This window comes from Paenibacillus abyssi (assembly GCF_014640295.1).
Lineage (GTDB): Bacteria > Bacillota > Bacilli > Paenibacillales > Paenibacillaceae > Paenibacillus_D > Paenibacillus_D abyssi.
This window is the reverse complement of record NZ_BMGR01000013.1, coordinates 21,381-35,464: the sequence shown is the minus strand read 5'-3', so window position 1 is coordinate 35,464 and position 14,084 is coordinate 21,381. Positions and strand designations below refer to the sequence as shown.

At 52.3% G+C, this 14,084-nt stretch carries 10 protein-coding genes; 1 reads left to right on the top strand and 9 read right to left on the bottom strand.

The window, feature by feature from the left end; all coding sequences use genetic code 11:
• Nucleotides 1-49 precede the first annotated feature (49 nt).
• From IEW11_RS18430 to IEW11_RS18395, 8 genes are all read right to left on the bottom strand, one after another.
• The gene (locus IEW11_RS18430) at nucleotides 50-1,171 is read right to left on the bottom strand and encodes a glycoside hydrolase family 88/105 protein (protein WP_229725436.1); all 1,122 of its coding nucleotides are present in this window, start codon (nucleotides 1,169-1,171) and stop codon (nucleotides 50-52) included.
• Entirely contained in the window at nucleotides 1,158-2,420 is a 1,263-nt protein-coding gene (locus tag IEW11_RS18425) for an MFS transporter (RefSeq protein WP_188532535.1), read from the bottom strand. The genes IEW11_RS18430 and IEW11_RS18425 overlap by 14 nt, the downstream gene beginning before the upstream one ends.
• The gene (locus tag IEW11_RS18420; RefSeq protein WP_188532534.1) at nucleotides 2,417-3,532 is read right to left on the bottom strand and encodes a hypothetical protein; all 1,116 of its coding nucleotides are present in this window, start codon (nucleotides 3,530-3,532) and stop codon (nucleotides 2,417-2,419) included. Before IEW11_RS18420 ends, IEW11_RS18425 begins: the two co-directional genes overlap by 4 nt.
• Nucleotides 3,533-3,547: 15 nt before the next feature.
• Entirely contained in the window at nucleotides 3,548-4,939 is a 1,392-nt protein-coding gene (locus tag IEW11_RS18415) for a family 43 glycosylhydrolase (protein WP_188532639.1), read from the bottom strand.
• Between the two features lie 37 nt (nucleotides 4,940-4,976).
• On the bottom strand, nucleotides 4,977-5,855 hold the full coding sequence (locus IEW11_RS18410) for a carbohydrate ABC transporter permease (protein WP_188532533.1): 879 nt from the start codon (nucleotides 5,853-5,855) through the stop codon (nucleotides 4,977-4,979).
• A 21-nt stretch (nucleotides 5,856-5,876) separates the two neighbouring features.
• Nucleotides 5,877-6,830 carry an ABC transporter permease gene (locus tag IEW11_RS18405; protein WP_188532532.1) on the bottom strand — a complete coding sequence of 318 codons (954 nt, stop codon included), beginning with the start codon at nucleotides 6,828-6,830 and terminating at the stop codon, nucleotides 5,877-5,879.
• Between the two features lie 82 nt (nucleotides 6,831-6,912).
• Nucleotides 6,913-8,475, bottom strand: a complete 1,563-nt coding sequence (locus IEW11_RS18400) for an extracellular solute-binding protein (protein ID WP_188532531.1) — start codon at nucleotides 8,473-8,475, stop codon at nucleotides 6,913-6,915.
• 179 nt (nucleotides 8,476-8,654) lie between these two features.
• Nucleotides 8,655-10,175 carry an extracellular solute-binding protein gene (locus IEW11_RS18395; protein WP_229725465.1) on the bottom strand — a complete coding sequence of 507 codons (1,521 nt, stop codon included), beginning with the start codon at nucleotides 10,173-10,175 and terminating at the stop codon, nucleotides 8,655-8,657.
• Between the two features lie 196 nt (nucleotides 10,176-10,371).
• Between IEW11_RS18395 and IEW11_RS18390 the strand changes: the two genes are divergently transcribed.
• A complete protein-coding gene (locus IEW11_RS18390; protein WP_188532530.1) occupies nucleotides 10,372-12,687 on the top strand; it encodes a helix-turn-helix domain-containing protein in 2,316 nt (771 codons plus the stop codon).
• Nucleotides 12,688-12,763: 76 nt separating this feature from the next.
• Here IEW11_RS18390 and IEW11_RS18385 read toward each other — a convergent pair whose 3' ends face one another.
• Entirely contained in the window at nucleotides 12,764-13,807 is a 1,044-nt protein-coding gene (locus IEW11_RS18385) for a pectinesterase family protein (protein WP_229725434.1), read from the bottom strand.
• Nucleotides 13,808-14,084 lie beyond the last annotated feature (277 nt).

The following is a 14,084-nucleotide window of genomic DNA, read 5'->3' as shown; positions in this document are numbered from 1 at the left end:
CAAGACAATGTCCGTTACCCCATCACTAAAGACACTGAACGACAGAATATTATAGCTGCTCATGATGCCATTGCTCCATTTCTGCGCATGCCAGTATGAAAGCCCCCGCCCCGTGAAGGTCATTCTCGCTCACTGGTCTCGTGACATAGTTCTGGTAATCGCCTGCGGATGTGCCGATGCAGATGTCGGGAACAATAAGCCCCCGCTCATCGAACCGAACCCGTGCAATCAGTCCTTCATATCCCTTCCTCGCCGCTTCCAGATGCTCTTTGCCGATACAGCCGTGTTTGACGGCTTTCGAGATCGCGTAGACAAACAGACTGGAACAAGAGGTTTCCAGCCAGTTGTCCGGAAGCTCGCCTTTGTCGACGACCTGGTACCACAGCCCGCTTGACGGATCCTGGAAACGGATCAGCCCCTGAACGAATCTGCCGAGAACCCCTTTCCATTCCTCAGCAGCCGGGTGACCGGACGGCAGGATGTCCAGGAAATCCGCCAATGCCATGCCGTACCAGCCCAGCGATCTGCCCCATAATTCCGGAGAGCAGCCTGTTGCAGGATTCGCCCAAGGAAATTCCCGGCTCTCGTCCCAAGCATGGAACAAGAGACCCGTTGTCTCGTCGTACATATGCTTGCGCATTAATCTCTCCCAATCCGCAACCATAGGAACCAATTCGCCGTCGCCGTAACGGTCAGCGTACTGCAGGGCGAATACACCGCCCATATACAATCCGTCCAGCCACATTTGGTACGGATATTTATCCTTGTGCCAGAATGCTCCTTCGGAGGTTTTGTTCAATGTGCGAAACAGCTGTCTCAGCTTATCCGCGGCCGCCCGATAGCGCGGTTCACCAAATCTCTCGTCAAGAGTAAACAGCAGCAACCCGGGCATGACGGCATCAAGCTCATCCCTTGCGAACAGAAAGTTCCCGTACGCGTCCACCAATCCGTCCACGTAGCGTTTCGGATACTGCAGATAGGCATCATCGCCCGTTTGCTCCCACACCTTCAGCATGCTATACAGGAAGATACCTTGATGGTAATGCCATTTGCCGGCAGGCGGAAGTTCCTCCGGAAGGTAACGTCCCATTAAGGAATCACAGGACGCTTGTCCCCATAGGAGAGGGGTTTGAAGCCTTGCCGCATTTTGCAGCATATCATTTGGGCCCATAGGTAAATAATCTCCTCTCATTATCAGATGTCTTTGCAGGAGCAGAAGATGCAGCAAGCCGGCCGATGACCAGCTGGAGAACCGCTGCGAGCATCAGCACCCAGGATAGCGAACCCGTCTCCATCTGGCCGGGCGCCAGCATGAGAAGGGCAACGCCCGCCGCTCTGCCCGCATTGGTGAAGACTTCCCGCAATACGACAGCTTCTACCTTGAAGTGCTCCCTGAGCGGCAATTCCCCGCTAAGCTTGTAATAATATGACGTGTACGCATTGTTCTGAATCGGTTTCATGAAGGAGAACAACAACATAAACAAGATAACCGACCAAAGGGAGATCCCGAAGAAAAGCACTGCGGCACCGACGATAAAGCCCCATGCCGACACCTTCAGGTAGAACGAATTCCGCTCCACTCTGCCACGCTTTGCTAGCAAGTAACCGGAGAGAATCGTAACGGACAGGAACAAGACATTCATGTAGTTGACGAAGGATTCCTTCGGCACCGCCTGGTACAACAGGATCGCCGGAATATAGGCAAGCACGCCCTGAGGCAGGCCGAACAGAAACCAACCGGCCAGTGACCGGCCATATACCGGATATTTACGGATCATCAGTATCGTATACTTCAAGTAATAGGTTTTGTGATGCGAAGAATTCTTCTTCATCTTCAAGCTGTTGAAGGAGGCATAAGCGAACATGGCAAAAGCGAGCATGAACACGCAGGTGTAGCCGCGGAAGCCGTCCGAGTTACCCACGATTAAGCCTGCTGCTGCGGGTCCGGCCAACATCGCTAAGTTCGTAATGATGAGATTAAGCCCCAAATACCGGTGCCGGTTGTCATCATCGGTTAAATCCGTAATCATCGTGAAATGGCCAAGCCAGTAAAACGCGGCGGAAATGCCCTTGAGCAGCGCAAACCATACATAGTAATCCACCATTCGTTCCCCGGCGAGCAGAATGGCGCAATAGAACAGCGCCGTCATATAAATGCCGAGCCGGTAAGCGAGCAGCCGATCCTTCAGCTTCGCAATTTTACCGATATAGACGGATGCAAGCGGCGCGGCCAGCAGCGTAATTAGGTTGAAAGCGCCGTTCACCCACATATCGTTCGTCAACCGCCACAAATACAAATGGACCAGAACCACCGCGAGCGCGTTACCGAATTGATAGATTCCGTGATTCAGCAAGCTGACGCGGACTTCTCCGGAGAAGCCTCCGCCGTTTCTGCCCGCCTCCCCGCTCTCTCCGCTCATTCCGGTTTGCCCGTTACGTCGGCGAACAGGGAATCCGGGATCGGCAGGTGACGAATCGGAAGCCCTGCCAGTTCCCGAAGGGTGTAACGGATCAGAATGGCCTGCGTACCCGCATTCATATCGCCCTCCAACTCTCCTTTGCCTAGAGGAACTGCGGCCGGCATATCCGGATAGTACTCGCCATTCTTCACCTGCGCCACATTGGGAGCAGGGGGGGACCCTTCGATCTCCCGTGAATAACCGCCGTCCGCCCGTTTCAGCTTCTCCATATTGCGTAATGAGATCTCGGCGATTTCGGCGAGATCTTCCCCGGGAATGCTGATCTTCATTGCGGTCAATAAGCTGATCGGGTTACGGATGTAACACATGTCGACCGCCTCTTCACGCCGCAAAATATTCAGTAGTGAACGGTATATCTCGCGCGCCCTCGGCAGCGGCCTGTTGAACCGGTTGTAGAAGGTCAGCAGCTTGAAGGTTCCGGATACCTGCACATAAGGGCTTCCCTGGCCCCACAGCCCGCTGTCCGGATGCTGGAGCTCTCCAAAATAACGGAAAGCTTCCTGCAAATAGGGTTCTCTCTCGGCGGTATTCAGTACGCTGATGTACGGTGCCGAGTTGCACAGCCGATCACAGCCTCTCCAGCTGTTCACGAGGCTGATGGAACGCAGCCACTGGCCGTACAGCCCGGGTGAAGCCATGTAAGCGGGCGCCCATTCGTTCTGCTTGGGCAGCGGATACAAAGGCTCCGCACCGAGTTTCCGCAGTGCATTGGTACTGTATCCCAGCGCGCGGCCCACCATGACATCGTCTTTACGCATGTTGGGATCGCTATCGTAGAAGTAACCCGAACCCGGATCCTGCCTGGATTGGAAGAAACGCACCGCGCCCTCCTTCCCTCCCCTAGTGAGCCGTTTCAGCAAGCCGCAGCGTTCGAGAATATTGAAGGCTTGCGCCGTAGATTCAATATCCGGCGTAAATTCACCGGACTGCTTGGAGCTTCTTGCATAGAAGAAGCCTCCGCTCGCGCTGTCATACTGCTCCTCAAGCCAGGGGAAGAATCCTTCGAACACCCTATCCCTGTCCGCCAGAATTTGTTCTATACGCCGCTTCATTGCGCTGCACCTCTCTTAGTCTTCCAGCGATTTGTATTTAAAGTTGCGAAACGCAACTTGTCCCTCTCCCACCGCATCCAAAGCGATTCTCAAGCTGAGAAAGCCGCCGAACGTATTATGGTGAAAGCCTGACGCTTCTATCACCTTGTCGTACTTCTGCCACAAGTGTCCGCCGAAGCTGTAATAAAAGGACACCGTATGCTTGTCGTTGCGTATGCGGATGAACGCTTTTCCGCTTGTTGACGGTACGGTGCCGTAACGTTTGAAGGATCGAAAATGCCGCACTCCTGCCGCGCTTACCCCCATCCCGAAAAAAGCCGAATCGTTGTAATAAAGCATCAGGCGTCCCTCGGCGGCATCCGCCGTATCAATTTCCACTTCCGCCTCGTAGCGCTCATGCCAAGGCATAAACAGCAGGGGCGAAGCCGTTCCCTGTTCGCTTGCAACATCTGCGGTCAGCTTACCAGCCTCTGGCCTGAACCTAACGGACGGCTCGTGTCCTTCGCATTGCCAATACAACGCCAGTAGAGAATCTTCGAAGGAATCGTTGAAGCTCTCCGGCTGTGAAGGAAGCTGAACCTCCCGCTCCGAGATACAAAACCAGCCGTCTTCCGTCCATTCGATGGGCTCCATCAGCGTCTGTCTGCCCAGCGTATGGTAACCGTTCAAATAGGCGTGATACACGATCAGCCACTCCCCTTCAGCTGTCTCGATCAATGAGCCGTGCCCCTTGGACCACCATTGCTCATCCGCCGATTCCGTATGAACAATCGGATTGTACGGAGAATGCTCCCATGGCCCCCATGGGGTCCGCGATCTTGAGGATACGGCCATGTGGCTGGTAGGAGGACCTGCTGTGCCTCCAACTGCGACGGTCAAATAGTAGTAGCCGTTATGGAACGTCAACTTGGGCCCTTCCAAGCTGTATGCTTCCACCACCCAATCCTCGGGATACCGCCAGCCGTCATAGACATGTCGGGGTTCACCGATGACGGATAATCCGTCATCAGCCAGTTCTGTGAACAGTCCTCCCGACATATGCAAATAACGCTTTCCATCCGGCGAAGTTATATGCCCGGGATCAATGCCCTTGATACCCAGGTCGACCGGCTGACTCCACGGCCCGAGAGGACTTGGAGCGGATACAACCCAATTGGTGCCCCCCGCCGGGAAATAGATATAGAACTGGCCGTTATGCTCGGCGAAGTCGGGCGCCCATACGTCTCCGATATAAGCGGTCAATGCGGCGCTAACCGGCTTCCACTGCTGTAAATCCCGCGAATGCCAGATCAGCAGGCCCGGAGTGAGCTTATAGGAGGAATGGGTCATATAATAATCCCGGCCGACTCGGATAATAGAGGGATCGGCGAAGTTCCCTCCGATAACAGGCGTTTGAGGCTTTTGCATGTGCTGCATTTCATTGTCCCCGCTTTCTGCCGGTTTTTTATCCTTTAATTGAGCCGAGAAGCGCGCCTTTGGCGAAGTGCTTTTGCAGGAAAGGATAGACAAGCAGGATCGGAAGTGTCGCTACGACAATGACCGCCATCTTCACTGTCTGCTCCGGAGGCCGGACGAAATCCTCCATGCCGGAGGTATCGGCGGCAAGCCCGCTTGCCAGAATGACGATCTGCCGCAGGATCACCTGCACCGGCCATTTATTCGCATCGTTCAAGTAAAGGATGGCTTGAAAATAAGTATTCCAGTAGGTGACTGCATAGAATAGAGATATTGTCGCAATGGCCGGCATCGACAGCGGAATGACGATACGGAACAGAATCCCCCAATCCCCGCACCCGTCGATCTTGGCCGATTCTTCGAGGCCATCCGGCAGATTCTGAAAGAAGTTTCGCATGATAATAAGATTGAAGGCGCTGATGGCAGTCGGCACGATGAGTGCCGCATAGCTGTCGATCAGCCCCATCTCTTTCACGACCAGGAAGGTAGGAATCATCCCGCCGCTGAACAGCATCGTGAAGAGCACCATAAACATGATAATGTTGCGGCCGTCAAGATCCTTGCGCGAAAGCCCGTAAGCCATCAGAGAAGTCAAGAGCATGCTGAATAGCGTGCCTGCAAGCGTAACTCCGGTGGAAACGAGGAGTGACTTGAATACGGTGTTCGTTGAGAAAATATACCGGTAAGCGTCCAGGGACCATACGGTCGGGATCAGCACGAACTGCTTCTGTGCAAGCTCGGCGACCGTTGTAAAGGAGCCGGCAACGACATGGATGAAGGGCAGAATTGTTGCCAAAGCAATAATAAACAGTGTGGAATAGTTAAGCCCGTCAAACAACCGGCTCGCCCATGATCGATCTCGAACCATTGATAACGCCACCTTTGGATGTTAGTAAATACCCTCTTCCCCGATCTTCTTCGCCAGCCAATTGGCGAACATAACCAGAATCAATCCAACGATCGATTTAAAGAAGCCAACGGCCGTGCTGAAGCTGAATTGCCCCTGCCTGAGGCCGGCCGTGTAGACATACGTATCGAATATCTCCGCCACTTCCCTGTTCATGGAGTTTAAGAGGAGATAAATATGTTCAAAACCTAGCTCCAGCACATCCCCGATTTTCAGAATCAGCAGCACGATGATGACACTCCGAATCGAAGGGAGTGTGATATGCCACATTTGCCTGAATCGGTTTGCACCGTCTATCCGTGACGCCTCATATAATCCGGGATCGATTGCGGCCATCGCAGCCAAATAAATAATCGTACCCCAACCGGCTTCGCGCCAGATCACCTGCAGGAGATACATCGGGCGAAACCATTCATTGCTCATCAGGAAATTGATCTTCTCCAGCCCGAGCATCGCGATCAGCTCGTTGATGATGCCCCGGTCCATCGACAGCATGACGAAGGAAATGGATACGATAATTACCCAGGACATGAAATGCGGGATATAGATGACTGTCTGCACGAACCGCTTAAAAAAGGCGCGGCGAACCTCATTCAACATGAGGGCGAGAATGATGGGAACCGGAAAATAAAAGAGCAGATTTATCGCAAACAGGACCAGCGTATTGCGCAGAATGGTAAAAAACATAGGCTCGGTAAAGAGACGTTTGAAATGTTTCATCCCCACCCATTCGCTGTTTGCTATGCCCAGGTACGGCTGATAGTCCTGGAAGGCAATGATCAGCCCCGACATCGGGATATACTTGAAGATCAGGAAGTACACAAAGCCGGGAAGTATCATGAGATAGATGGCTTTATTCTTGATGATCCTCCTCATCAGTCCTGAAGTCTGCTTCTGCCTGGTGACCGTCTTATTCCCAATGGCTGCATTGCTCATGGTTCCTACTTCCTTTCCTTAGGCAAAGATGGCGGAGGCTGTGCGTGTAGCGATCCTGCAGCAGCCTCCGGCAATTCATCTATTATTGCGACTGGGCATGCGATGCGTTAAATTCATCGATAATCTTCTGTCCGCCCTGCTTCAGCCAGTTGTCAACAGCCTGGTTGAACCCAGCTTCGTCGAGGTTACCAAGCATAAAGTTGTAGGTGGCGTCCTTGATTAACTCTTGCAGGCGTACACCATCCTGCGTGTAGGTGGCGGAATCCAGAGCAGCGGTAGGATCATGGATCAAATAATCGTTGTTGTTGACAGTCAGCTCTTCCGCTTTCTGTTTGGATGGCAGCACATGCTTGGCTTCCTGAAAACCTTGAATCGTTAGCGGTCCTCCGATTTGCAGCGCTTGGTACGGCTTCACTTCACGGTCCGTAACTTTCGTGTCCTCGATCGGAACGACTTTGCCTTCCTCCATCGTATAATGCTCCCCTTCTACCCCCCAATAAATCAGATTGGCGAGCTCAGGGCTCATCAATCGGTCATAAAAAGCAAGGATAGATTTCAACTCTTCTTCACTTTTTACTGCGGATTTCGGGAAAAGAACAACCGATCCGTAACCCGGGATCGCCCAGACACCGAAGCTGCCGTCAGGACCTGCGATTTGGTTCTGAACATCGAGCAAGGCGTCGGGATTCACTTCCGTAATGCTCTTATCCAGCGATACCACGTCACCCATGGATCCGACATAAGCACCTGCACGGCCTGTAATCAGCAGGTTCTGCTGATCCGTCTTGCTTGTTACCGGGAAGTCCTGGTTAATTAAACCCTCCTCATGAAGCTTTTTGAAAAATTTCATGGTTTCCATATACTGCGGGAACATGAATTCAGGCGCAAGCTTGCCGTCCAGCTCACCCCAGCCGTTCGGCGTGCCGAACCAGGAGCCTACCGTCTTGAACGCCCCATATACAAGATCGCTCCGGTCCGTCAATCCGATCGTGTCATTGGCGCCATTGCCGTCCGGATCTCCGTCTTTGAACGCCTTCAACATAGCATAAAATTCATCGGTAGTCGTCGGTGCGGACAGTCCCAGCTTGTCGGCCCAGTCCTTCCGGAAGATCAAACCCTGACGTGAAAGCGGGCGTTCCTGATAGAGCCCGTAGATTTTGCCTTCTACGGACGTATTTCGGAGGACATCCGCATTCAGGGCCGCAAGATTCGGATAGTCAGCAAGCAGCGGTCCTATCTCCCAGAACTGCCCGTTGCGGATTGCGTCACGCATCATGATAAGGGAGGTCTGGTTTTTAATGTATACCGCATGGGGCAGTGTGCCGGTCGCGAAGGAAGCATTCATTTTCTCGTCATAAGTGCCGTCAGGCACCCATTGAAACTCCAGCTCGGTATTGGTAGCCTCTTCAAGCAGCCTTTCAACCTTGTCGTTCGGAACCTCCGGCGTATGCAGATTAGCCATAATTGAAATCTTGACCGGCTCTTGCGGCGCCTCCGCTTGATTCACCGTGCCGGATGCATTACCCGCAGCCGCAGAATCGCTCGCCCCCCCGGCATTATTCCCGGCGTTATTGCCGGCACATCCTGCTAATAACGTAAAGGCGGTTACTACGGCCAGCAGCATACTGGCTTTTGTCTTTTTCATGTTCAGACCTCCGTTTAAAGTGGATTGGTTTGGCAAGTTCAGATTATATCCGGGGTACTAGGTACGTAAATAATCATGTGATTCGAAATGAATGCGCTTTCCAAAAAAATCCCCAATCTGATCTAATGATTATCGCTGCCACCGGCAGAACATAAAAAAAGATACCGCCCCCGGGACTCTCACCCTGCGATACCTTTGTTGTAGGAAACATTATATTCATCAATGATCTGCTGCCCGCCCTCCTGCAGCCACCTGTCTACCTCCGCCTGAAATCCGTCCTCGTCTATCATGCCCAGCATAAACAGATAGGTGGCATCCATAATCCTCTCATACAGCCTGACGCCCCGTTCGTTGAACGTTGCCGAGTCAAGGGGCGCAGCCGGGTCGTTGATCAGCATCGATTCATTATCCAGCGTCAGCTTCTCGGCTTTTTCCTTGGCGGGAAGCGAGAATTTCGGCTGCAGCATGCCGCCGATTGTACTCGGACCACCGATCAACAGCGCCTGGTAAGGCTTAACATCGCGATCGGTCAGCTTCTGGTCGCCCGAAGGAATCGCCATCCCGTTCTCGATCTCATAATGTTTGCCTTCCACACCCCAATATATGAGATTGGCAACCTCCGGGCTCATTAATTGGTCGAAGAAGGAGAGTACCTTCTTCAATTCTTCTTCGGTACGGACGGCCGATTTGGGAAACAGTACCACTGTGCCGTAACCTTGTGCGGCCCATACTCCGTAGCCTTTCGGCCCATGAACCCGGTTATGCACATCGAGAGAGGCGGTGGGATTGTTCGTCTTCAATTTCGCTTCCAGCGAAATAATGTCTCCCATCGCACCGATATACATCCCCGCTTTGCCGTTGATGAGAAGGTCCTGCTGATCCGCCTTGCCGGTTACCGGGAAGTTGCGGTTGATCAGCCCCTCCTCATGCAGCCGCCGGAAGAAGGCCATCGTGTGGATATATTCCGGGAACATAAACTCCGGCAGCAGCGCACCATCCATAAAACCCCACCCGTTCGGGGTGCCGAAATAGGAGCTGACCGTCTTGAAAGCGCCGTAGATCAGATCACTCCTGTCGGCTAAGCCGATTGTATCCCGGATGCCGTTCCCGTCCGGATCGTTCTCGGTGAACGCTTTCAACATTTCATACAGCTCATCCAGCGTTTCAGGCGCGGACAGGCTCAGCTTATCCGCCCAATCCTTGCGGTAGATCAGCCCTTGCCTGGATAAGGCGCGCTCTTGATACAGGCCGTAAAGTTTGCCGTCAACCGAAATGTTATTCATCACCTCCGGCTTGAGTCCGCTCAGGCTAGGAAATTCATGAAGATACGGTCCAATCTCCCAAAACATGCCGCTGCGGATCTTGTCCTTGTACGCGGGCAATGACGCGGCATTCTTCAAATACATCGCTTGAGGCAGCGTTCCCGTCGCAATCGAAGCGTTCACCTTTTCATCGTAGCTGTCATTGGGAATCCACTGTATATCCAGCTTCACGCCCGTTTTTTCCTCCAGAAGCAGCTCGATCGTATCCTTGGGGATTTGTGCCGTATGCAGGTTTGCAAAAATAGAAAGGGTTACGTTATCATTAACCGCATGGCCCTGTCCCCCAGCTGGATTGGCGGAGCCGGTCAGGAAGCCGCTGCATCCGCTTAACAGCATCATCATCAACAAACCGGCAAGCATGCAGGGCAGCCATTTCATCGACACCTTAACACTCCCTCTCTATCCGTTCTATTACCTTGATTATGCAATATAATCATCCCATTTGTACAATAAAAGTGGACGGTTCTGGGAGATCTAATCCAATGATTATCGGCTTGCAAATGATTATTGAAGGAATGTCCGGTTCCCCTTACAATGAGAAACGATACCCTAGACGCGAGGAGTGATGATTATCATGCCCAAGATGAGCATTTATGCCAGGATGGTCCTATTCGGCTGCGCAATCAGCATTATTCCTCTGCTTGCCCTTGGGTTCTTCTCGTTTATGAAATCCTCGAATGCAGTCCAGAAGCAAGTCAATGAAGGCAATATCCAGATCATGAATCAGATGAACAGCAATATTGAGCAGGTGCTTCGCACGGTGGATTACACCATGAACTACGTCATTAATACGAAGCAGTTGCAAGCCGTGCTCTACCGGCCGCTTACCTTCTATGATTTTCAGCTGTACAACGAATTAAAAACGGAGCTTAGCCTGCTTCAGTCTCCCGATACGCAAGTCACCGATGTCATTCTGGCAAATGCAGCCTCCGATTGGCTGATCAATAACAGAGGTCTTTACCCCTTTAATGAATACGCTTCCAATGACACCTTGCTTGAATTGATGGCACTAACCGACCGTACGAGCTGGGTGCTGCTGCCGACCGATGCACTTGGTTCGAGCGATACGCAAAGCTATGCATGCCCATACACGATTGCGCTTGTGAAGAAGATGCCGCTCACCGCTTCGCAGACACGCGGCGTAGCTGTTACGACCATTCCCAGCTGCGGGTTAGCGGCCATGATGGACAACGGCATGGCTTCACAGGAAGTTATGGTACTCGACCATGATTTCCGTATTATCGTGCATCCCGATCAGGATAAGATCGGGATGCCCTTGAGCGATGCTGGTTATATACGGGAGGACGACTTGGCACGGTTCTCGGAGGGTACAGGGCAGTTCGAAACCACAGGCGACAGCGGTACCGTATCCGTCACCTACACCCGGTCCGGTTTTAACGGCTGGACGTATGTGTCCTTCACGGAGCTATCGGCCCTTAAGAAGGAAGCCAGGTCGATCGGTTGGTTTACCCTGTATATCTGTTTGCTCATGATCGGCTTAAGCGTGCTTCTGGTATGGCTTGGCAGCCGTAAAGTCTACTCGCCCATCCGTACGATTTTTCAAAGCATTGCAGAAAGACTGCCTGAGCATCAAGCGAGCAAGACAAATGAGCTGCAGGTCATCGATGATCATATCCGGGAATTGTTCGCCTCGAATACAAAGCTGCGCAATGAGCTGCATGTGAACAGCGAGCAGGTACGGACCTTTTTTCTGCATAAGCTGTTTCAGGGGCAGATCGGACCGTCGGAGATCGAAGACAAGCTGCAGCAATTCGGTTATACAGGACGGGTGTCGGCCTGGCAGCATTTGGCGGTATTCACGCTGCAGATCGATCTGTTGAACGGTACCCGTTATGAGCAAAAAGATCTGGACCTGCTTCTGTTCGCAATCAGCAATATTATTGAGGAGATGGTCCCGCAGAAGAATATGCTGCCTCCTGTCATTCTTGATCAAACTCAAGTTACGCTCATCGGAACAAGCGGAATGACCGAAGAGGAGTTTAATGATTATATCTACAAGCTGTCGGAATCGATCCAGCAGAACATGCAGCACTATCTCAAGCTTGATGTGAGCATCGGCATCAGCCTTCCGTTTAGCAGCCTTCACAAAACGTCGCGGGCCTATCAGGAAGGACTCGAGGCGCTCAAGCTGCGGCTGAAGCTGGGCAAGGGCGTCATTGTGCCCTATTTCAGCCTGAACTCCGGACAGCATACCCGCGTCTATTTCTACCCTATGCAGGCTCAGAATATGCTGATTGACGCCATCAAATTGGCGGATGAGACCCGAGCATTGGAGCTGTTCAATCAATGGATGCAGGAGGTATTCCAGAAGGAGCGGACGCCGCATGAGTATCAAATTTCGCTGATCCGCCTGTTGAACGATCTAATGATCGTGATGCAGGAGACCGGTATTGCGCTCAAACAGATCAACGTCGAAGACAGCTCCTTATATGACGAGCTGCTTCAGCTCTATGTGGGCTCCGAAATTCAGGAATGGTTCAAGGACCGCATCATCGTCCCGATGATCCGTGTATTCGGTGACCGCCAGGAATCGCTGTATCAGAATCTGTCGGAGCAAATCATCGAGATCATCCACAGCGAGTACGACCGCAATATTACGCTCGAAGAATGTGCCTCCCGTCTTCATTACAACAACTTTTACTTGAGCAGTGTGTTCAAGAAAGAAACAAATATGTCGTTTAGCGATTACTTGTCCCAATACCGGTTCGCCATGTCGAAGAAATGGCTGATTGAAACGGATATGCCGATCAAGGACATCGCTTTGAAGCTCACCTACAACAACCCGCAAAATTTTATCCGCTACTTCCGCAAACAGGAAGGAATGACGCCCGGCCAATACCGAAGCAAATACGGAAGCGGAGGCGAATGAACCGGAATCAAATGAAAGAAGTGCTGCACCGGAGTCATTCATCATGCCCAGGCAGCCCTTCTTATTGATGCCCGTTCTATTCGGCCGGCGGGCTCCAGCCGTCGATGCCGGCCAGCATGTCCGCATCGTTCCATGCGGCCGTTTCCGCTTCTGTCAGCCGATATGCCCAGCTGACCCTCGCCCCGTCAGCTCCGGGACCGCTGCTGTTGTACTCACCATACAGGCTCGTCGATTCACTCTCAGGCTTGTTCCAATTATGCCAGCCTTCAGGCCGGATGTGCCCGTCCATCCAGCAATTCACAAACACCGTCTTGGCATGATTTCTCCAAGGCCGTCCCAGATAGACACTGTGAATTGGCGCATCACCGGTAAGCCTGCAACTGAGAAACACATAACCGTAAGGCGCGCCCTCCGGTGTGGAGGCAGCCGTAATATACCCGCAGCTCTCCTCTGCAAGGCGTCTTCTGGAGAAAATTTCGCAATTTCTGAACACCGCAGCAGCCGAACCGAATATGAAATCGACATCGCCTTCGATATAACAGCGCTCATAATACTGGCGAACCTGCCGTCTTGGTTCCTCATCCCTGGGACCGCCGAACCGGTTAGCCGCCAGCGGACGAGACGGCAGGGGACCGGTAAACAATGTATCCTGGTAACCGATGAAACGGCAGTTTCGAAACATGATCCGATCGCCATCCACATAAGCGGCCAGCGCTTGCCCGACAAGCTCGCCCCTTCCGGCCGAGTTCCGAAACGTCAGGTTTTCGGCCCTTATCCCCTCTGCACCGAGCAGAACGGTATAGGAATTGAAGGTCCCATATTCCGTACCATCCGGAAATGTTTTGCGCGCATAATCATCGTACGTAATTACCGTATCCTCAGCGCTTTCTCCGATCAACCTTACAAACGGTTTGACGATATGCAGCTTTTCATAGTAAACCCCCGGTTTGATCCGGATGACCGTCTCCTCCTGCTTGCCTTCGGGTATCCTGTCGAGGGCTTCCTGGATGCTGGTATATTCCCCGGTCCCATCCTCGGCGACAATCATCTTTCGCTTGTCCTCCCGTTCTTGCTGCTCCTTATGCTTTCCCTGCAATACCGGTTTCAAGTTTTTCTTCATAAAGGATCCCCATTCCTCAATAAGGCAGCGTCATTTGACCCCCTTTCGATTATCAGGCACGTGCACCGGGTACGTATATAATCCTTGAATATGAGGGGCATTCATTAGGGAAGGAAAACCGCTGCACCACATCTCATGATTATCCCGGTTATAAAAAACAGATACAGGCGGTCGTAATACCGCCTGTATCTGTTGCAGCTTCTTGTCTGGCGAATAATCCTTTCTTTCAGTTACAAAAGCTTCTTTGAACAATCCCTGTATCTTAAGGAAACATAAG